The sequence below is a fragment of the Sphingobium sp. CR28 genome (assembly GCF_052327305.1).
Classification (GTDB): Bacteria; Pseudomonadota; Alphaproteobacteria; order Sphingomonadales; family Sphingomonadaceae; genus Sphingobium.
Genome location: NZ_CP182486.1, coordinates 2401470 through 2420195 on the forward strand (window position 1 = coordinate 2401470; position 18726 = coordinate 2420195).

16 protein-coding genes, 2 tRNA genes, 1 pseudogene and 1 riboswitch are annotated in these 18726 nt (G+C 60.1%); of the genes and pseudogenes, 9 read left to right on the top strand and 10 right to left on the bottom strand.

From position 1 onward, the window contains the following. The first annotated feature begins 26 nt into the window (after positions 1–26). Entirely contained in the window at positions 27–1850 is a 1824-nt protein-coding gene (gene glmS, locus ACNAOH_RS11530) for a glutamine--fructose-6-phosphate transaminase (isomerizing) (RefSeq protein ID WP_443970320.1), read from the top strand. Between the two features lie 192 nt (positions 1851–2042). Here glmS and ACNAOH_RS11535 read toward each other — a convergent pair whose 3' ends face one another. Continuing rightward, complete coding sequence (locus ACNAOH_RS11535; RefSeq protein WP_443972123.1) at positions 2043–2444, bottom strand: vgr related protein; 402 nt, start codon at positions 2442–2444, stop codon at positions 2043–2045. A gap of 294 nt (positions 2445–2738) precedes the next feature. Here ACNAOH_RS11535 and ACNAOH_RS11540 point away from each other — a divergent pair, with 294 nt between their 5' ends. Next, positions 2739–3731, top strand: coding sequence for a sterol desaturase family protein (locus tag ACNAOH_RS11540; RefSeq protein ID WP_443970321.1), 993 nt, complete (start codon positions 2739–2741; stop codon positions 3729–3731). A 111-nt stretch (positions 3732–3842) separates the two neighbouring features. After that, positions 3843–4550, top strand: a complete 708-nt coding sequence (locus ACNAOH_RS11545; protein ID WP_443970322.1) for a hypothetical protein — start codon at positions 3843–3845, stop codon at positions 4548–4550. 272 nt (positions 4551–4822) lie between these two features. Here the strand turns inward: ACNAOH_RS11545 and ACNAOH_RS11550 are convergent, their stop codons facing one another. Further along, the gene (locus ACNAOH_RS11550) at positions 4823–5851 is read right to left on the bottom strand and encodes a methionine synthase (RefSeq protein ID WP_443970323.1); all 1029 of its coding nucleotides are present in this window, start codon (positions 5849–5851) and stop codon (positions 4823–4825) included. Positions 5852–5880: 29 nt separating this feature from the next. Beyond that, positions 5881–6867 carry a DUF1852 domain-containing protein gene (locus tag ACNAOH_RS11555; protein ID WP_443970324.1) on the bottom strand — a complete coding sequence of 329 codons (987 nt, stop codon included), beginning with the start codon at positions 6865–6867 and terminating at the stop codon, positions 5881–5883. A gap of 126 nt (positions 6868–6993) precedes the next feature. Further along, a riboswitch (cobalamin riboswitch) is annotated at positions 6994–7215 on the bottom strand. Between the two features lie 170 nt (positions 7216–7385). Between ACNAOH_RS11555 and ACNAOH_RS11560 the strand changes: the two are divergent. Continuing rightward, a pseudogene (locus tag ACNAOH_RS11560) lies at positions 7386–8302 on the top strand (dihydrodipicolinate synthase family protein). A gap of 64 nt (positions 8303–8366) precedes the next feature. Here ACNAOH_RS11560 and ACNAOH_RS11565 read toward each other — a convergent pair. Beyond that, positions 8367–8831 carry a GreA/GreB family elongation factor gene (locus tag ACNAOH_RS11565; RefSeq protein ID WP_443970325.1) on the bottom strand — a complete coding sequence of 155 codons (465 nt, stop codon included), beginning with the start codon at positions 8829–8831 and terminating at the stop codon, positions 8367–8369. A 264-nt stretch (positions 8832–9095) separates the two neighbouring features. On the opposite strand from ACNAOH_RS11565, the gene ACNAOH_RS11570 reads away from it, so the two are divergent. Then, positions 9096–9350, top strand: coding sequence for a hypothetical protein (locus ACNAOH_RS11570; RefSeq protein WP_443970326.1), 255 nt, complete (start codon positions 9096–9098; stop codon positions 9348–9350). A gap of 256 nt (positions 9351–9606) precedes the next feature. Here ACNAOH_RS11570 and ACNAOH_RS11575 read toward each other — a convergent pair. After that, positions 9607–9693, bottom strand: a tRNA-Leu gene (locus ACNAOH_RS11575). A 147-nt stretch (positions 9694–9840) separates the two neighbouring features. Here ACNAOH_RS11575 and ACNAOH_RS11580 point away from each other — a divergent pair. Then, positions 9841–11217: an MATE family efflux transporter gene (locus tag ACNAOH_RS11580; protein WP_443970327.1), complete on the top strand. Its 1377-nt coding sequence runs from the start codon at positions 9841–9843 to the stop codon at positions 11215–11217. An 89-nt stretch (positions 11218–11306) separates the two neighbouring features. On the opposite strand, the gene ACNAOH_RS11585 is transcribed toward ACNAOH_RS11580, so the two are convergent. Next, positions 11307–11380, bottom strand: a tRNA-Gly gene (locus ACNAOH_RS11585). 182 nt (positions 11381–11562) lie between these two features. Here ACNAOH_RS11585 and ACNAOH_RS11590 point away from each other — a divergent pair. Next, positions 11563–12978, top strand: coding sequence for a sugar porter family MFS transporter (locus ACNAOH_RS11590; RefSeq protein ID WP_443970328.1), 1416 nt, complete (start codon positions 11563–11565; stop codon positions 12976–12978). A gap of 59 nt (positions 12979–13037) precedes the next feature. Next, positions 13038–14384, top strand: a complete 1347-nt coding sequence (locus tag ACNAOH_RS11595; protein WP_443970329.1) for a hypothetical protein — start codon at positions 13038–13040, stop codon at positions 14382–14384. Positions 14385–14468: 84 nt separating this feature from the next. On the opposite strand, the gene ACNAOH_RS11600 is transcribed toward ACNAOH_RS11595, so the two are convergent. The 3 genes from ACNAOH_RS11600 to sucC all read right to left on the bottom strand — a co-directional run bounded on the left by ACNAOH_RS11600 (position 14469) and on the right by sucC (position 17413). After that, positions 14469–15398 carry an electron transfer flavoprotein subunit alpha/FixB family protein gene (locus ACNAOH_RS11600; protein ID WP_443970330.1) on the bottom strand — a complete coding sequence of 310 codons (930 nt, stop codon included), beginning with the start codon at positions 15396–15398 and terminating at the stop codon, positions 14469–14471. Further along, a complete protein-coding gene (locus ACNAOH_RS11605; protein WP_443970331.1) occupies positions 15395–16144 on the bottom strand; it encodes an electron transfer flavoprotein subunit beta/FixA family protein in 750 nt (249 codons plus the stop codon). Before ACNAOH_RS11605 ends, ACNAOH_RS11600 begins: the two co-directional genes overlap by 4 nt. A 69-nt stretch (positions 16145–16213) precedes the next feature. Further along, positions 16214–17413 carry an ADP-forming succinate--CoA ligase subunit beta gene (gene sucC / locus ACNAOH_RS11610; RefSeq protein WP_443970332.1) on the bottom strand — a complete coding sequence of 400 codons (1200 nt, stop codon included), beginning with the start codon at positions 17411–17413 and terminating at the stop codon, positions 16214–16216. Between the two features lie 506 nt (positions 17414–17919). Here sucC and ACNAOH_RS11615 point away from each other — a divergent pair. Continuing rightward, positions 17920–18330 carry a low affinity iron permease family protein gene (locus tag ACNAOH_RS11615; RefSeq protein ID WP_443970333.1) on the top strand — a complete coding sequence of 137 codons (411 nt, stop codon included), beginning with the start codon at positions 17920–17922 and terminating at the stop codon, positions 18328–18330. A 13-nt stretch (positions 18331–18343) separates the two neighbouring features. Here the strand turns inward: ACNAOH_RS11615 and ACNAOH_RS11620 are convergent, their stop codons facing one another. Next, positions 18344–18703, bottom strand: a complete 360-nt coding sequence (locus ACNAOH_RS11620) for a glycine zipper 2TM domain-containing protein (RefSeq protein ID WP_443970334.1) — start codon at positions 18701–18703, stop codon at positions 18344–18346. Positions 18704–18726 lie beyond the last annotated feature (23 nt).

Here is an 18726-nt window from a genome sequence, read left to right on the forward strand (position 1 = left end):
CTCCTCCAGCGAAAGACTGAATCAGCATGTGTGGCATTATCGGCATCGTTGGATCGCAGCCCGTCGCGGATCGCCTGCTCGATGGTCTACGGCGGCTGGAATATCGGGGCTATGATTCCGCTGGTATCGCGACCGACTTTAACGGACGGATCGAACGGCGGCGCGCGGAAGGCAAGCTGATCAATCTGGCGAAAGTGCTGGCGGCGGAGCCGATAGAAGGCACGACCGGTATTGCCCACACGCGCTGGGCAACCCACGGCGCGCCCACCACCAACAATGCGCACCCCCATGCGACAGACGAAGTGGCGGTCGTCCACAACGGCATTATCGAGAACTTCAAAGCCCTGCGGGATGAGCTGATTGCGCGTGGCCGCGTGTTCAATAGCGAGACCGATACTGAAGTTGTCGCGCATCTGGTGAGCGAACTGGTCGAAGCGGGAGCGAGTCCGCAGGACGCTGTGCGGCAGGTTTTGCCGCGCCTTCATGGCGCTTTCGCGCTTGCCATATTGTTCCGCCAGTATCCCGATCTGCTGATCGGTGCGCGGCTGGGTTCGCCTCTCGTGGTCGGGCATGGTGACAACGAAACGTATCTCGGGTCCGACGCACTGGCGCTGGCGCCGCTGACCCAGAAGATCGCCTATCTCGAAGAAGGCGACTGGGTGGTCATCACGCGCCAAGGCGCTCAGGTTTTCGATGTCGGGAATAATCCGGTCGAGCGTCCGGTCACGCTCTCGGGCGTCTCCGGCGCGATGATCGACAAGGGCAATCATCGCCATTTCATGCAGAAGGAGATTTACGAGCAACCGGTGGTCGTCGCCCAAACGCTCAAAAGCTATCTGCGCCGGATCGACGACAAGCTCTCTCTTCCCATCCCGGACTTCGACCTCTCGACGATCAGCCGTGTCTCCATCGTGGCATGCGGCACGAGCTATTATGCCGGCATGGTGGCCAAATACTGGTTCGAGCAGTTTGCCCGGGTGCCGGTCGATCTCGATTTCGCTTCGGAGTTTCGATATCGCGAACCCGTGATGGAGGCGGGCGGTCTGGCGCTCTTCATCTCGCAGTCTGGCGAGACGGCGGACACGCTGGCGGCTCTGCGCCATGCCAGAGCCGAGGGTCAGAAGATCGCTGTCGTCGTGAACGTTCCCACCAGTTCGATGGCGCGGGAGGCAGACTTGCTCCTTCCCACGCATGCCGGGCCGGAAATCGGGGTTGCCTCGACCAAGGCGTTTACCTGCCAGCTCGCGGTGCTGGCTGCGCTTGCCGCCAATTTCGCGCAAGCCAAAGGGCGGCTTACCCCTGCGGAAGAAAAGGCGATCGTCGAGCATCTTTCAGAAGCACCTGCCGCGATCAATCAGGCGCTTCTCCAGGACGAGGCAATAGAGGCGCTGGCGCCGCTCATCGTGCCGGCGCGCGACGTGCTCTATCTGGGGCGTGGCACCGATTATCCGCTTGCGCTGGAAGGCGCATTGAAACTCAAGGAAATCAGCTACATCCACGCCGAGGGTTACGCGGCCGGCGAAATGAAGCACGGCCCTATTGCGCTGATCGACGAAGCCGTGCCGGTCATCGTCATTGCGCCCTCCGGCCCGCTGTTCGAGAAGACCGTGTCCAACATGCAGGAAGTGCAGGCACGCGGCGGAAAGGTCGTGTTGATCTCCGACGAGGCTGGCATTGCGCAGGCGGGCGAAGGGTGCGTGGCGACGCTGGCGCTGCCGCAGGTCCATCCACTGATCGCTCCGATTGTCTACGCGGTCCCCGTGCAACTCCTCGCTTATCATGTCGCAGTGCTGAAGGGCACGGACGTGGACCAGCCGCGCAATCTCGCTAAATCGGTGACGGTGGAGTAACGGAACTCGGCTCGGCGGCTTCCAGAAGGGGCTGTCCTACAGTCTCGAGCGCATGCCATCATGTGTCCGTGACGTGTTCCTGCTCTTCCCCTTCCTCCTTCATGCGGAGCGACGCGCGCGCGGCCCGGCGCAGCTTTGATTGACCGGAAGTTGACGGGACGTAGTGCCAACTTTGGCAACTTCCGCGCCACCTCAAAAAGGCAGAATGCTTTCCAGAGTCGCGAGTGGCGGCGCCCCCGGCACGATGGCGCCATGTCTCATCAGGAAGACATGGCGGACGATCTCCGCTTGTTGCTCGATGCCATAGCGGGCGAGCGACCATCCCGGCCGGACGGTGTAACTATAGCTGCAAAAGGGATGCCGTCGGAGGAGCAGGTTAACGCCCTGCTGATGCTGCCATACATGAACAAGCTCGTGAATGAGGTGACCCTGTTGCCCCAGCGTTCCCGAGCCGAAGCATTCGCAATAGCCGCTTCCGGCAGGATGGAAGTGGATATGGCCACGGGGCGCCATCGTCACGTTTCGCGGTTGCAGAGGCCACCATTTTCGCCGGTGAATGCGGATAGGGTCGAGATCCAGCGCCGCGCCGAACATTTGCCGTGCGAGGCGTCTTTCCGCTTCGCTCAACGGGCGTTCGTTTTTGTCTATCACTTGAGCAACGACCACAAATTCGCAGATGGCCTCGTCACCGCCGTGGCGCAAGAGCCGTTCGTCCGGCCACCGCAGCGCGACGCTTCAAATCCACCCTTTTACCTGAGCGAACTGCCCGGCGCGAAGGCGGCGCAAAGCCCTACGTCGAACGACGTAACGCTCTGAACGCCCGTCTAAGTTACTAACAAGCAGGTGTTAAAAGCATCGGGCACGAAAATCTAACCGAGAGATATCCCTATGAGTGGAACGGTTGCGGTCGAGAAACCCTCCTACATGGTGAGCGCCCCTGTAACGATGGGGCTGGAGAATTTAGGTCGTGTGGAGGGTGGTCCCTTCAAGCGGGCGTTCTTCACCCATTTTCAGCCTGCCTTCCTGATCGCGGTAATCGCGTTCTATTATTATGCACCGGCAGCATGGATTAAACCGTCGGTCACATTGTGGATCGGCCTTGGCGTCAAGTTCATGATGTTGGGGATGGAATGGATCAGCCCCCGCTACAAGAGCTGGCAGCACACATGGAAAGAGCTGGCATGTGACACCTTCTATGTCGCCATGGGCATGATGGTGGTTCGGGTCGTTTTCGGCCCGATCAACAGCGAAGCGATCATTAGCTGGTTCCAGGACACGTTCGACTTCGGCAAGATCGCCTGGTTCATGGCGATGCCGCTGCTGCTTCAGGCGTTCCTGCTCTCGTTCGTCCGCGATTACTTCCAGTATTGGATGCATCGCTTCATGCATAACTGGTATCCGCTCTGGGTCGCCCATGCGCCGCATCACTTCATCACGCAGCTTAACGTGCAGAAGGGCAGCATCGGTAATCCGGTCGAGATCTTCCTGATCGGTCTGGGTGTCAGCGGACTGTTCGACTTCCTGCCGCGCGCCGTCCTCCTCGCAGGTGCTTTTGGTCTTGCGGTTGGCAGCTACCAGCACTGCAACATCCGCTTCAACACGCCGCGGTGGTGGTTCAAGATCTTCAACACCACTGAGCATCACAGCCTGCACCACGCTCAGGACTATGAGAGCACCCGCAGCAACTATTCGGGCACCTGGATCTTCATCGATCGCATGCACGGCACGTGCCGTGACGGCGAGGCAGAGCTTCTGGGTCAGGAAGGTGGACGCCGCATGACGATCTGGGAGACCATGCACTACACCTTCACCGAGCCTTACAAGCTGCTTCGCGAGAAGCTCGCCCGCCGCCGGCCGATGGTCGCCGTCCCTGCGGAGTGAATATTCGCCGGAGCTAGGAAAGACAGCGATACCCGGATCTGGTGTGTCAAACGGGTCCGGGTCATCGTTTAGCCCACCCTGGAGGCCCAGCCTTTTCCAGAGGAGAATATAGTGAAGCTACCTTTCATCGATTGGATCTGGCGGGTGAGGGGCACTGTCCCGGTCGATCCCTCGGACTCTGCTTCGGACGCTTTCGGCAAGCTTGACGATCTGCTGAAGGAAAAGAACACCACATATTCGATGTCGGGTGACACGCTGTCCTTCGCCAAAGGTCCTCAGCACCCTCAGGACAAGATGTCGATCTTCGACCGGGGTAGCTGGACTGTCGCTAATGGCGTGCTGCGCTATGATATGACCAGCCGCGCGCTGCTCGCCTGCTTTCTTGCGCCGCTATTCTTTCTCACGGTTGGCCATATTGGCGTGGCCGTAGATACCTGGCGCAATCCGCCCGAACTGGCCAAAGCCAAAGAAGAAGCGGCAAAGAAAAGATCGAAGGTGAAGCCTGAGGACGTGCCCATGAACACGATCGACAAGATACTCGGCGCGCCGGAGCCTGAGAAGCCCAAGGCTGACAAGGGCGGCAAAAAGGGCGAAGAAATCGGCAAGCGGAATCGCAAGCCGTCGATGACCACAGCCTATGTGTTCATGAGCATTTTCTTCGCTTTGTGGGTTCTCGGCCGGATCTTGGAGCATTGGCTCATTCACACTCGTATCCGCAAGAGGCTCTCCGGCGAATATCAGCTATCGGAGCAGAGCTTTGGCGCCGATATCCGGTCTGCATCGACGGGGTCTTTAGAGGTCGGGCACGCCGGGGCTTAGTTTCGACTAGCAAGTAGTGTTAAATCGCGGGGGGGTCGCTGGCAGGCTCTCAAAACCGCCCCCGCGTCTTTCTGAGCGTCGCTCTGCTCAATCGCCTAATGCCTGCCTTAGATATTGCAACTATATGTGGGTTAGGTAGCACGTCGCTCGCGTGGAGGCGAAGGGATCGTGCAGGGCTTAAGCGATGAAGAAGGATATCATTCGGTAGCTCAATCGCCTTAGCGATGCACACTCTTGCCGATCGCTATCGTCGCATCTGAAACTCCCAGCTGTCACCGCGACAGCTCCTGCCGAACAATCTCCGCGCCTGCACCTAAGGCATTCAGCTTGCCTCTCGCCACGCGGCGGGAGAGGGGGGCCATGCCGCAGTTGGTCGATGGATAGAGCTTGTCGGCATCCACGAACTGAAGCGCTTTGCGCAGTGTATCTGCGACTTCCTCCGGGGTCTCGACGATGTCGGATGCCACGTCGATCGCGCCGACCATCACCTTCTTGCCCCGAATAAGGTCGATAAGATCCATTGGGACGTGTGAATGGTGGCACTCCAGCGAAATAATATCGATCTTCGACTTCTGGAGGTTGGGAAAGGTTTCCTCATACTGCCGCCATTCGGCTCCCAGGGTCTTCTTCCAGTCCGTATTGGCCTTGATGCCGTAGCCGTAGCAGATGTGGACCGCCGTCTCGGACTTCAGTCCTTCGGCCGCCTTCTCCAGCGTGGCGATCCCCCAGTCGTTCGCTTCGTCGAAGAAGACATTGAATGCCGGCTCATCGAACTGAATGATATCCACACCTGCGGCTTCGAGCTCCCTGGCTTCCTGATTGAGGATTTGGGCGAACTCCCAAGCCAGCTTCTCGCGGCTCTTATAGTGTGCGTCGTACAGCGTATCGATCATCGTCATCGGGCCGGGCAGCGTCCACTTGATCGGCTGGTCGGTTTGCGCGCGCAAATGTTTCGCATCTTCGACGAACACAGATTTCGGGCGCGACACGGCGCCGACCACTGTCGGCACGCTCGCATCATAGCGATTGCGAATTCTGACCGTCTCGCGCTTCTCGAAGTCGACGCCGCTCAGATGCTCGATGAACGTTGTGACGAAATGCTGGCGTGTCTGCTCGCCATCGCCGACGATCGTGATGCCAGCCTGCCGCTGATCTTCGACAGCCAGACGCAGGGCGTCGTGCTTGCCCGAAACCAGTTCTTCGCCTTCCAGTTTCCAGGGCGACCAGAGCGTCTCCGGCTTCGCGAGCCAGTTTGGCTTGGGCAGGCTGCCGGCAGTCGACGTGGGCAATAATGTCTTCATGATAGGTAACCTTGAATTTTATCGGAGGATCAGGCGGCGAAGCTGTCCAGCCATTGCTGGAGCACGGCTCTGTAGGGCTTGATGAAGCGCTCCTCGGCAAACTTGCCTTGCTCGACCGCCAGTCGGCTGCGCTCTTCCCGGTCATAAACAATCCGGGTCAGCGAATAGTCCTGATACTTCAGGCTCGGTTGGTAGTGGTCCGCGGCCGCCGAATTGGCGTTGTAGATTTCCGGGCGGTAAATCTTCTGGAACGTTTCCATCACGCTGATCGTGCTCACCAACTCGAGGCTGGTGTAATCGCCAAGCAGGTCGCCAATATGGTAGAAAGCATAAGGCGCGACGCTGTTGGGCGGCATGAAATAGCGCACCTTCATGCCCATCTTGGCGAAATATCCGTCGGTCGCGGAGAACTCATCGTTCCGATATTCGACACCCAGCACGGGGTGTTCGTTGGTGGTGCGACGATAGGTCTTGCTGGTCGACACGCTGAGGCAGATGACCGGCGGTTTACGGAAATTGTCGCGGTAAGCGCTCGAATTCAGGAAGTGCTTGAACAAAGTGCCATGCAGGTCGCCGAAATCTTGCGGCGCCTCGGCTTTGGGATGCGCTTTCATGTGCTCGGGCAGGACGACGCTGAAGTCGTAGTCGCGGACGTAGGATGAGAGGTTGTTGCCGACTATCCCGTCGATGCGCTCGCCTGTCTTCTTATCGACGATCGTCGTCTGAAGGATCTCGATCAGCGGGAACACCTCGTCATTCGCATCTGGAGCGATGCTCATCTCGGCAGTGATGATCGTGAGCTCGACAGAATAGCGATCGCCCTTGGGGTTGTCCCAATGCGCCAGCGAATTGAAGCGGTTGTCGATCATGCGCAGGGTGTTGCGCAAGTTCTCCTGGCGGCTCTCTCCCCGTGCCAGATTGGCGAAGTTGGTAGTGATGCGCGTGTTGTCGGCGGGACGGTAATCCTCGTCGAATGCGACGCTCTTTATGGAGAATGTGAATGGGCTTTTGCTCATGATCGACCACCTGCTTTTGCCGGGCGGGAGGGCCTGAGGAAGAGCGCGCGATATTAGCAGTCTGGACGTCGCTCAACCGCGCGCCTTGCTTCAAGCGCGATCCACCGGAGGAACCCCCGTCCGAGGAACGTTATAGCGCCGGAGGCAGGTCTCCTGGCTCACGGGTCATCGCAGGGTTCCGGCCTTCCCGAGCCTCTTGCGGAGGCTCAGTGACACAAAATGGAACCGCCACTCACCGCTTACAGTTGCGGGGGCAGCGCCGGATTCTACCCAGAAGGGCACCACCGGCTTCCCGTCTTAGCCCCGCCGTCACGCCTGAGGCAGGGAACCTCGACGGTTCGCTTCAACACCATCACGGGACCGCTGTCAATCATGATATAAAGATATCTTTATATGGGTGTAATCGTTCGATTTTGTCACGATCATGTTATTAGGAGAGGTGCAGAGATGCATTCTCTTGTTTTCGCCCCCGCCGGGCTGCAGATTCCGCTGGCTGCCAATCAATCGGACAATCGCGCATGACGATATTCACTGGCTTATCGGCATTTCCGCCGACCCCCGCTAACGAGGAGGGCGTGGTCGATACGCATGCGCTTGGCGTTCTCGTGGACCGACTTGCGAATGCAGGTGTGGATTCGGTCAGCTTCTTAGGCAGCACAGGGACTTACGCCTATCTGGATCGGGACCAACGGAACCGAGCCGTCGCAGCAGCTGTGGAGGCGGCAGCTGGCCGTGTTCCGGTGGTGGCAGGTATAGGGGCGCTAAGAACCAGCTGGTCGCGCGAACTTGCGGTTGCTGCTGAGCGTGTGGCGCCAGCGGGCTTCTGCTAGCGCCAATGTCTTATGCGAAGCTGTCCGACCGAGAGGTCTCGGACCACTTCAAAACAGTTACTGCTGCCACCGGTCTGCCGCTTTGCATCTACAACAACCCCGGCACGACAAATTTCGAGTTCTCACATGATCTGATCGTCGAGCTGGCGCATATGTCGGGGATCGCGGCAGTAAAGATGCCGCCTCTGCATGACCACAACTACGCGGGGGAGATCCAGCAGCTTCGAGCGCGGGCGCCCGAGAGTTTCAAAATCGGTTACAGCGGCGACTGGTGCGCAGCGCCAGCCTGTCTGGCGGGAGCCGACGCATGGCACAGCGTCATTGCTGGCATCCTGCCTGAGCCTGCGATCCGCCTGGCACGCGCTGCTATGGGAGGAGATATCGACGAGACTGCGCGACTGCAGGCTCACTGCACCCCGATGTTGGCGTTGTTTGAAAGATATGGAAGTTTACGCATCATCTACGGGATCGCAGAGCTTCTAGGTCTGGCGATCGGAACGGCGCCACTCCCGTTGCAGGCATATACTGGCGCGGAAATGCTTCATGAACTTCCAGACGCGTTTGAGAAAATGATGATAGCTTCGCCGGACCGCCTAGCCGGGTGAGAACGGGCGGCATTTGTGCAAGATCTGCTTGCAATCCTTGCGTGCGTATTCCGCATACGAGAAACTAGCGATCGACCTCGATCGCGACGATCTCAATAGCGTCCGCTTTTCCGCCAAAGGGCAAAAGCTCTTCAGGCTCGGCTTGCATCATGGCACGCGCGAGGGGAGCTGAGAACGAAATCAGGCCGCCTGCCGGATCAGCTTCGTCATCCCCGACGATTGTCAGGCGCTGCTGCTTGCCATTCATGCGAAAGGTGACGGTGCACCCGAATTCCACGACTTCGCCTTTCGGCTCAGGCGCCAGCTGGGCGGTCGCCTGGCGCGTGTGCCAATAGCGCAGTTCACGCTTCGCCAGGTCGCGCTGTTGTCCCTCTGACAAGGTCGGAACCAACGCTTCCAGGTCCCTCACCTTGGTGTGAATGATCTCAAGACCTCGGGTGGTGACCAGATTTGGACCAGGCGGAAGGGGAATCTCAAATTTGGGTTCGAGATGCTCCTCATCGCTTTCCCGTCTAAAGGCGACACTCATGATTGCCTATTTTCCAGTGGATGACGGTCGGCATATTGGAGGTACTGCCGGCAACGGCAAGATTTCTAGATGTTTCCCATTGGCGCCCGCGCCGCGAAGAGACGCGCTCATTGCGCCGATCACCCGTAACAAGTGCGGCGTCCGCCGGGAATGATTCGTCCCGGGGCGGATGCGCCGCTAGATAATCAGCCAGACTCGTCCCGAGCTCCGTACCTGTTTGGCGCGAACAAAGGCCCAGTTCATCGGATCAGGTAGCTCATTGCCTTGATCGCTGAAGCCCATGAGGCGCGCCAGCTCATCGTGGCTAACCCGACTCAATCACTCAACGCCATCGGCATTGCCAACAAGCGCTGCCGCACCCGGCTGGGTAAGCTTGCCGTGCTGGCCTGCATGGCGCCCGATATCGTCACCGCGATCCTCGAAGGGCGTCAGCCTGCAACGCTCACTGCTAAGGCGCTCACCCGGATCGACCTTCCGCTCGCATGGGATGCGCAGCGATCCGCGCTTGGGTTCGGTTAGCAAGCCAGCGAGAGGTGAGACACGAAGCGGGCGCCGATCAGGCGCCCGCTCTCGTTCGGGTGCCCGAGCAACTAGCCGGACCTGCAGTCACTTTTTTAGTCCCGTGAGACGGAGCCCGGATCCGAGAGGCAAATCTCACCCTGGGAGACAATCCCAACCGCAGGGTAGTGCCATCGCCCCACATATGGCGCGGAACTGCGCCGTTCTGCACGGCACTCGGGAGATTATCGAATGTCCAGAGTAACTTAGGACTGAATGGTGCGGTCGAGAAGACTCGAACTTCCACGGGCTTTCGCCCACAACGACCTCAACGTTGCGCGTCTACCAGTTCCGCCACGACCGCACATCAGGGAGGTGAGCCGGAGCCGGCTCCTCGGGTAGGGGGCGGCCTTTAGCAAAGGGTGCATGGCCATGCAACCATTCTCGAACATTCCGTTGAAGACGTGGAAAATCGTGGCGTAAGCCGGCGTTTCTCGCCTATCCGCGTCGGATGAGCGCGTCTGAAAAGAATGTGTGGGGCAGCCACTGGGTAGAGGCGCGGCGCATCGCGACTCTTGCCTGGCCGATCATCCTCACGAGCCTCAACTGGACGATCATGCATATGGTCGATGTGCTCGTGGTCGGCATTGCCGGCACCAGTGAGCTCGGCGCGCTTGCGGCGGGTCGCGTGGTCTTCTTCGTGGCCATCGTGTTACTCTTGGGAGGGATGACCGGCGTCGTCGTTTACACGTCCCGCGCTGATGGAGCCGGCGATCTCCCGCGAACCGGCGGTCTTTGGCGTGAAGCGTTGCTGCTCGGCCTGCTCCTCGGCATTCCCACGGCCATCGTCACAGCGATTTTCGCAGATTCGCTACTGAAGCATACAGGTGTCGCGCCGGCGCTCGTTGGTCCGGGCGCCGATGTTTTGCGCGCGATGATGCTTGGCCTGCCAGGGCAGACCGTCACGATCGCGCTGTCGTTCTTTCTGGAAGGCGTCAGTCAGCCCCGTCGGGTGCTTCTGGTCAATCTTGTCATGCTGCCTGTCAACGCCGTGTTGGCCTGGGCTCTGGCGCTCGGGCACTTCGGCTCTCCCGCGCTCGGAGCAGTGGGAGCCGCGCTGGCGACCGCTCTCACCAGTATCGGAGGGGCGATCGCGATGGCGGTGATGTGCTGGACTTTACCGGACGCATCGGCGCGAACCTTGCGCGGGCGAGATCTTGCCGCGTGGATTGACGCGGCCCGCGGCTTGCCTGCGCTTCTTCGCTTCGGTGCCGTGCCGGGCTTTGCCGCTGGCATGGAAGTCGTGGGCTTCTCCTGGCTCATGATTCTCTCGACGCGCATGGGGGCGGCGACGGCGGGGGGCTTCCAAGTCATGCTCTCGCTTCACAATATCGGCTACGCCCTTGCGCTTGGCCTGGGTTCGGCCGCCGGTGTGCGTGTAGGCAACGCCGTGGGTGCCGCAGAACTGCAGACTGTGCGACCGCGCACGTTTATCGCCTGTGCGCTATCCATTGTGATTATGGGCGGACTTGTCGCAGTCTATATTCTGGCAAGCGGTCCGATTGTGGACATGTTGACCAGTGACCAAACGGTTGCTCGGGAAGCTGCAATCATGGTCGCCATTCTGGCTCCCTTCATCTTGCTTGACGGCTTGCAAGCGATATTCCTTTCCGCACTCCGCTCACTGGGAGATCAGGTTGCGGGAGGTATAAACGGCATTGTCGGGTTCTTCGTGGTGATGGCGATTGCGGGCTTGCTGTTCTGGCAATGGGGCTGGGGTTCGGCAGGACTGGCTTGGGCAGCGGCATTGGGCATGACGGTCGCCGCCGGCCTACAGGCGCTGCGTTTTCTATGGGTTACACGCTCCCCGTCGCGATCTGGCGGATGATGCGCTGAAGCGTTCCGTGTGCTAAACGGTCAAACCCGATAGGCGGTCGGGTATCACGCCGTCCTCGCGAACAATTTGCTAAGAGGGATTGGAGCGGGTGAGGGGAATCGAACCCCCGTCGTCAGCTTGGGAAGCTGCTGCTCTACCATTGAGCTACACCCGCGTCCCGCCCGCTTGCCATGCGTGCGGCATGAAGGTCAATCGCTCTTGTGGAATGCTTATGTTTAGGCAGATATGGCTTCGCGCAATCGCTGCTTGCATGTTTGAACCAAGCAAGCATAGGTAGCGCTACCATAAATTGCCGCCGCAGTACGGCAACGGCTGGCAAGCAAACGGAGTAGGGGCATGCAGGACAAGGGGCAGGGCGCGCAAGTCAACATCGCGCTCGTTTCCGCCATCGTCGCGGTCGCGACCATCGGCGGTCTGCTTTTCGGATACGATAGCGGCGCGGTGAACGGCACTCAGCCGGGATTGACTGCAGCGTTTGGGCTGGATGAGGCCGGGCTCGGCTTCACGGTCGGCTCACTGCTCATCGGTTGTATCTTCGGCGCATTTTTTGCCGGCACGCTGGCTGACTCGATGGGGCGGCGCAATGTGATGCGTCTGGCCGCTGTCCTCTTCCTCGCGGGCGCACTGGTTCAGGGTTTCGCGCACGATCACACGATTTTCGTCATCGCCCGGATTTGCGGAGGAATCGCCGTCGGTGCGGCATCGGTTCTGTCACCGGCCTATATCTCCGAGGTCGCCCCGGCGAACATCCGTGGTCGGATGACGACCGTCCAGCAAATCATGATTATCTCCGGCCTCACTGCCGCGTTCGTGGTCAATTATTATTTGTCAGCGGCTGCCGGCAGCTCGACCAGCCCGTTCTGGGGCGGCCTTGAAGCGTGGCGCTGGATGTACCTGATGCAGGCGATCCCGGCGGCCGTCTTCCTCATCGCCCTGTTCTTCATCCCTGAGAGCCCGCGTTTTCTCGTGGCCAAGGGCCGCCTGGAGCAGGCGACTGACGTGCTGACCAGCATCTTTGGCGCAGCGGTGGCCAAGACCAAGATCGAGGAAATTCGTGCCAGTTTCTCGGCCGATCACCGGCCTCGCCTGGCGGATGTACTGTCGTCTAACGGTTTTCTGGGCATCCGTCCCGTAGTGTGGGCCGGGCTCGTGCTTGCGGTGTTCCAGCAACTCGTCGGTATCAACGTGATCTTCTACTATGGATCGACTCTCTGGCAGCTGGCCGGTTTCACCGAGAACGACTCGTTGCTTATCAATATCGTGTCTGGCGCGGTTTCAATCGCTGCCTGCTTCGTGACGATCGCGCTGGTGGACAAGATCGGCCGTAAGCCCCTGCTGCTCATTGGTTCGGCGGGCATGGCAGTGGCTCTGTTCATCATGGTCTATGCGTTCAGCCACGGCTCGCTCGATGCCAGCGGCAAGCTGGTACTTTCTCAGGAGCTGGGTATCATCGCGGTGATCGCGGCCAATCTCTACGTCATCTTCTTCAACATCAGCTGGGGCCCTGTGATGTGGGTTATGCTGGGTGAGATGTTCCCGAACCAGATTCGCGGTTCGGCGCTGGCAGTGTGCGGTTTCGCCCAGTGGTTCGCCAATTATCTCATCGCGCAGACCTTCCCTGTTATGGCATCCAGCTGGGGTCTGGCCGCCAGCTACACCTTCTACGGTGTGTGCGCGGCGATCAGCTTCTTCCTTGTGCAGAAGTTCATCCACGAGACGCGTGGCATCGAACTGGAAGATATGAAGGGCTGATAAAGCCGGGCAGGCGCGGTCCCCTCGACTTGGGGATCGCGCCATGCTCTATCGGAGTGATGAACCCGCTTCGACTGATAAGCCTCGTCGCGCTGGCTGCGGCGCTTCCCGCTTGCAATGGCAAGCCGTCGTCCTCGTCGGACAATTCGTCCGCCCCGGTTGGGCAGGATTCCGCAGCACATGCAGGGCTGGTAGAATTGGCTGCTGCTTTCGTGCCGATCACGCTCGAGGCAGGGACTCATGAAGCGGAATATGTAGACGCCTATTATGGCCCCGCAGACCTCAAGGCGAAGGCTGAGGCCAAGCCGCGTTCCCGCGCCGATCTGGAGACGGCGGCCAAAGCTGCCGTTGTGCGGCTTGACCGCGAAGTCATCCCCGGCCTGACTGATCCGGATGATCTCGTGCGCGCCCGGGCTTTACGGGATTTCTATCAGGCTGCTGCAACACGCCTAGCGATGATCGGCGGGCAGGGCTTCTCCTTCGATGACGAAGCGCAGGGGCTTTTCGGTGTGAAACCGCAGCTCAAGCCGCTTTCTCATTATGACGCGATTCTCGCGGGTCTGAATGATCTGGTGCCGGGAACCGGCGCTCTCCCTGCCCGGGTCGATGCCTTCAATGAGCGCTATGCGATCCCGAAAGAGCGGCTGCAGCGGGTATTCGACGCGGCGATCGCGGAGTGCCGCAAACGCACCATGAAGCATTTCACCTTGCCCAAGGAGGAAAGCTTCAAGCTGGAGTTTGTGACCGGCAAGCCTTGGTCGGGCTATAATTACTACAAGGGTAATTATCACAGCCTCATTCAGGTCAACACCGATCTTCCTATCCGCATCAGCCGCGCGGTCGATCTTGGCTGTCATGAGGGCTATCCGGGCCACCATGTCCTCAACCTCATGATCGAAAGCAAGCTGGCGCGCGGCAAGGGCTGGCGCGAATATGAGGTGAACCCGCTTTATTCGCCGCAAAGCCTGATTTCTGAAGGCTCGGCCAATTTCGGTATCGATCTCGCCTTTCCGGGGCCGGAACGGCTCGCGTTCGAGCGGGATGTCCTCTATCCGCTGGCAGGGCTCGATCCCAAGACCGCTGAAACTTACTGGAAGGTCCAGCAAGCAACCGAAGCCCTAACTGGCGCTCGCCTGACCATCGCGCGCATGTATCTTGATGGAGAGATAAATCGCGCGAAGGCCGTTGAACTCAGCCAGAAATATCTGCTGCTCTCTCCTCAGCGGGCCGAACAGTCAGTGGGATTTACTGACCATTATCGCAGCTATGTGATCAACTATGGCCTAGGGAAGGATATGGTCCAGGCCTATGTCGATGCTGCCGGGCCTGATGCGACGACTCGATGGAAGCGCATGGAGCATGTACTGAGCGATGCGGTGATCCCGGCCGATTTGCTGAAGCGGTAATTAGGGCGGGTGATGGCCCGCCGGATGCCATTCCGAAAGAAACCGCCGCGCGCGCTGCGCGACGGTTCTTTTAGGGTCAGGCCATCAGAGTTTCCCGGTGAGTTCCGGGACGGCCGTGAAGAGGTCCGCGACGAGGCCGAAGTCCGCAATCTGGAAGATGGGGGCGTCCTCGTCCTTGTTGATCGCGATGATGGTCTTGGAGTCCTTCATGCCCGCCAGATGTTGAATGGCGCCGGAGATGCCGACCGCGATATAGACTTCCGGCGCGACGATCTTGCCGGTCTGGCCCACCTGATAGTCGTTGGGCACATAGCCCGCATCGACGGCGGCGCGGGATGCGCCGATGGCGGCGCCCAGCTTGTCTGCGAGCGGGGGAATGAGCTGCTCGAATGTCTCGGCATCCTTGAGAGCCCGTCCGCCCGAGACGATGACCTTCGCGCTGGTGAGTTCGGGGCGCTCGGACTTCGCGATCTCAGCGCCAACGAAGCTGGAGAGCCCCTTGTCACCGGTAGTGCCAACCGCCTCGACTGTGCCGGAACCGCCTTGCGCGGCGGCTTTGGCAAATGCGGTGCCGCGCACGGTCAGCACCAGCTTCTTGTCACTGGTTTTCACTGTCGCGATCGCGTTTCCAGCGTAGATCGGCCGGGTGAACGTGTCCGGTCCTTCCACCGAAAGAATGTCGCTGATCTGCATGACGTCGAGCAGAGCAGCAACGCGCGGTGCGATGTTTTTTCCGGTCGTTGTCGCTGGCGCGACGAACGCGTCGTGGTTTTCCATCAGGCTCACGACGAGCGGCGCGATGTTCTCGGCCAGTGCGTGCGCATAGGCTGCATTGTCCGCAACATGGACCTTGCCGACATCGGCGATCTTGGCAGCGGCTTCTGCGATGCCGTCGACACCCTGACCCGCCACTAGCAAATGCACATCGCCCAGCTGCCCCGCAGCAGTGACTGCAGAGAGCGTGGCGTCCTTGAGAGCGCCGCCCTCATGCTCGACCCAGACCAGCGCCTTCATGCTGCGACTCCCAGTTCCTTGAGCTTGGCGACGAGCTCATCGACGCTGCCCACCTTGATGCCTGCGGAGCGCTTTGCCGGCTCAGTGACCTTGAGCGTAGTCAGGCGCGGCGCGATGTCCACGCCATAATCCGCAGGGGCCTTGGCCGCGAGCGGCTTGGATTTCGCCTTCATGATGTTGGGCAACGAGGCATAGCGCGGTTCGTTGAGACGCAGGTCCGTTGTCACGATCGCCGGCGCTTTCAGGCTGAGGGTTTCGAGACCGCCGTCGACTTCGCGGGTCACCTTCACCGTGTCGCCAGAGACCTCCACCTTGTTCGCAAAGGTCCCCTGGCCCCAGCCGAGCAGCGCAGCGAGCATCTGGCCGGTCTGGTTGCTGTCGTCATCGATTGCCTGCTTGCCCAGGATCACCAGACCCGGCTGCTCCTCATCCGCAATGGCCTTGAGGATCTTCGCCACGCCAAGCGGCTCGATCTCATCGTCGGTCTGCACGAGGATCGCCCGGTCAGCGCCCATCGCCAGGCCCGTGCGCAGCGTATCCTGCGCCTTGGCCGGGCCAATCGACACCACCACCACTTCGGAAGCCGCGCCCTTTTCCTTCAGGCGCAGCGCTTCCTCCACTGCAATCTCGTCGAACGGGTTCATGCTCATCTTCACGTTCGCAAGATCAACACCGCTCCCGTCCGCCTTCACCCGCGGCTTCACATTATAATCAAGCACACGCTTGATGGGGACGAGGACTTTCATGGCTCTCTCTCCGCTGAACAGAGCATTGGGCTAATTGACGTTAACGTGAACGTCAAGTTCGTAGCGCGTTCAGGCCAACGCTTTCACTTCGGCCACGATCTTCTTGGCGGCATCGCCCAGATCGTCCGCAGGCACAATGGCAAGACCCGAGTTGGCCAGGATTTCCTTGCCCTGAGCCACGTTGGTGCCTTCAAGGCGCACGACCAGCGGCACCGAGAGGTTCACTTCCTTGGCTGCCGCGACGATGCCCTCGGCAATGATGTCACAACGCATGATGCCGCCGAAGATGTTGACGAGAATCCCCTTCACCGCTGGGTCGCTCAAGATGATCTTGAACGCCGCAGTCACCTTCTCCTTGGAGGCGCCGCCGCCCACGTCGAGGAAGTTAGCCGGGAACATGCCGTTGAGCTTGATGATGTCCATTGTCGCCATGGCGAGGCCTGCACCGTTCACCATGCAGCCGATGTCGCCATCCAGCTTGATGTAGGCGAGGTCGTATTTGCTCGCCTCCAGCTCTGCAGGGTCTTCTTCCGTTTCATCACGCAGGGCCATCAGGTCCGGGTGGCGGAAAAGCGCGTTGCCGTCGAAGCCGACCTTTGCGTCGAGCACGAGGAGGTTGCCCTGCTCGGTCAGTGCGAGCGGATTGATCTCAATCTGCGAGGCATCCGTGGTGAGGAAGGCGTCATAAAGCGACTTGGCGACCTTCCCGGCTTGCTTGGCCTGATCGCCCGAGAGCCCGAGCGTGGCGGCGACGGTGCGGCCGTGATGCGGCATAAATCCAGTGGCGGGATCGACCGAGAAGGTTTTGATCTTCTCCGGCGTGGAGTGCGCGACTTCCTCGATGTCCATGCCGCCTTCGGTCGACACGACGAATGCCACCTGACCCGTTGCGCGGTCCACAAGCAGCGCGAGGTAGAACTCCTTGGCGATGTCCGCACCGTCGGTCACATACAGACGGTTGACCTGCTTGCCTGCTTCCCCGGTCTGGATCGTCACCAGCGTGTTGCCGAGCATGTCGGTGGCGTGAGCCTTCACTTCATCGAGGTTGAAGGCAAGGCGCACACCGCCCTTTGCATCCGGGCCAAGTTCCTTGAACTTGCCCTTGCCGCGACCACCGGCATGAATCTGCGACTTCACCACATAGAGCGGCCCGGGGAGCTTCTTGGCCGCCTCGACTGCTTCCTCAACAGTGAAGGCTGCGTGACCGGCAGCGATCGGCGCGCCGAACTTCGCAAGCAGTTCCTTGGCCTGATATTCATGGATGTTCATGGAGGCGCCTTCCTGTGCCGGGCAAAATTGGTGGAGGCCCTAAAACACAAGGCGACTATGAGCGCTTTTGCAAAGTTGCAAAATGCCTGATGTCAGAAGCGCTGAATGAAGCAATCGGCTGCGGCCCGCGTGGTGACGCGCATGATCTCCGGGTCTTGGAGGGCACGCGTGCGGCGCATGAACTCGGCAAGGCTCGTGTTACGGTCCATGCCCCGAGCACTGGCCAACGAATTTAGCTTCATGAGCTGGTTGAGGCTTAGCTCCCGTGACATCGGCTTTGCCATGCAACTGGCCATGCCCTGCGAGAGGCCAGCGTTGAGAAGGCCTCGTCGCACTTTCTCTTCCGCCCCTGCGCAGGCGGGAAGCAACACTAAAGAGACGCACATTAGAAAAGCGGGAACGAAGCGAGACATTTCGCTCCTCTAGCGCATTTGCTTTGAAGTAGGACAGAGCTGATTGACCAGGGATGGCGGCAAGCGCACAGGGCGCAAAACGGAGCAGCGCGCATGGATCGTCTTTTCACCCGGATCGCAAGCGGAATGGCAACGCTGGCGGGGCAACCCTACACCTTCATCCTCGCGCTGAGCACGATAATAATCTGGGGCGTCAGCGGCCCGATCTTCCAATGGTCGGACACTTGGCAACTGGTGATCAATACTGGAACGACGATCGTGACGTTCCTGATGGTGTTCCTCATCCAGAACGCCCAGAACCGCGATGCGAGCGCGATGCAGGTGAAGCTGGACGAGCTGATCCGCGCGGTGGCGGGTGCGCGGAATGAATTGATCGGCGTAGAACACCTGACCGACCTTGAAATCTGCAGAATTCGGGACGCGCTGGAGACGGAACTGGAGGCGGATGCCATGACCCGCCGCCAGCGCGTGGAAGCCCTCACGACACTTATCGAGCGTCGCTAATCAGGCATAGAAACTAACGACAGCGCGTCTGGCTCTTGTCGATCTCACGACCGGCGACCGCGCCACCGGCTGCGCCAATGATCGTGCCCAGCGTCTTGGAGCCGCCCGGCGCGATGATGTTACCCAGCAATGCGCCTGCCGCGCCACCGACGATCGTACCGGTGGTGCCATCGCGACGCTTGCAATAGTAGCGGCCGCGATCGTCGCGATACACGGGATCATTGTCGCCCATATAGTAGCCGTCGCGATCCGAAGCGTAGCGTGGCCCGCCACCGCCGCCGCCCATATAGTCGGAGCAAGCGCCGAGCGGCAGCGCCGCGACGGCAAGAAGGGCAGTTGCACGCAGAGTGCGGACAGTGGACTGGCGGTTCATCTTCTCTCTCCCGTTCGCCCCGC

Excerpts from the sequence above, each read along its gene's own strand:
- glmS (WP_443970320.1), top strand. The coding sequence starts at position 27 with ATGTGTGGCATTATCGGCATCGTTGGATCGCAGCCCGTCGCGGATCGC.
- ACNAOH_RS11535 (WP_443972123.1), bottom strand. The coding sequence starts at position 2,444 with ATGTTCGGCGCGGCGCTGGATCTCGACCCTATCCGCATTCACCGGCGA.
- ACNAOH_RS11540 (WP_443970321.1), top strand. The coding sequence starts at position 2,739 with ATGAGTGGAACGGTTGCGGTCGAGAAACCCTCCTACATGGTGAGCGCC.
- ACNAOH_RS11550 (WP_443970323.1), bottom strand. The coding sequence starts at position 5,851 with ATGAAGACATTATTGCCCACGTCGACTGCCGGCAGCCTGCCCAAGCCA.
- ACNAOH_RS11555 (WP_443970324.1), bottom strand. The coding sequence starts at position 6,867 with ATGAGCAAAAGCCCATTCACATTCTCCATAAAGAGCGTCGCATTCGAC.
- ACNAOH_RS11565 (WP_443970325.1), bottom strand. The coding sequence starts at position 8,831 with ATGAGTGTCGCCTTTAGACGGGAAAGCGATGAGGAGCATCTCGAACCC.
- ACNAOH_RS11580 (WP_443970327.1), top strand. The coding sequence starts at position 9,841 with ATGAGCGCGTCTGAAAAGAATGTGTGGGGCAGCCACTGGGTAGAGGCG.
- ACNAOH_RS11590 (WP_443970328.1), top strand. The coding sequence starts at position 11,563 with ATGCAGGACAAGGGGCAGGGCGCGCAAGTCAACATCGCGCTCGTTTCC.
- ACNAOH_RS11595 (WP_443970329.1), top strand. The coding sequence starts at position 13,038 with ATGAACCCGCTTCGACTGATAAGCCTCGTCGCGCTGGCTGCGGCGCTT.
- ACNAOH_RS11600 (WP_443970330.1), bottom strand. The coding sequence starts at position 15,398 with ATGAAGGCGCTGGTCTGGGTCGAGCATGAGGGCGGCGCTCTCAAGGAC.
- ACNAOH_RS11605 (WP_443970331.1), bottom strand. The coding sequence starts at position 16,144 with ATGAAAGTCCTCGTCCCCATCAAGCGTGTGCTTGATTATAATGTGAAG.
- sucC (WP_443970332.1), bottom strand. The coding sequence starts at position 17,413 with ATGAACATCCATGAATATCAGGCCAAGGAACTGCTTGCGAAGTTCGGC.
- ACNAOH_RS11615 (WP_443970333.1), top strand. The coding sequence starts at position 17,920 with ATGGATCGTCTTTTCACCCGGATCGCAAGCGGAATGGCAACGCTGGCG.
- ACNAOH_RS11620 (WP_443970334.1), bottom strand. The coding sequence starts at position 18,703 with ATGAACCGCCAGTCCACTGTCCGCACTCTGCGTGCAACTGCCCTTCTT.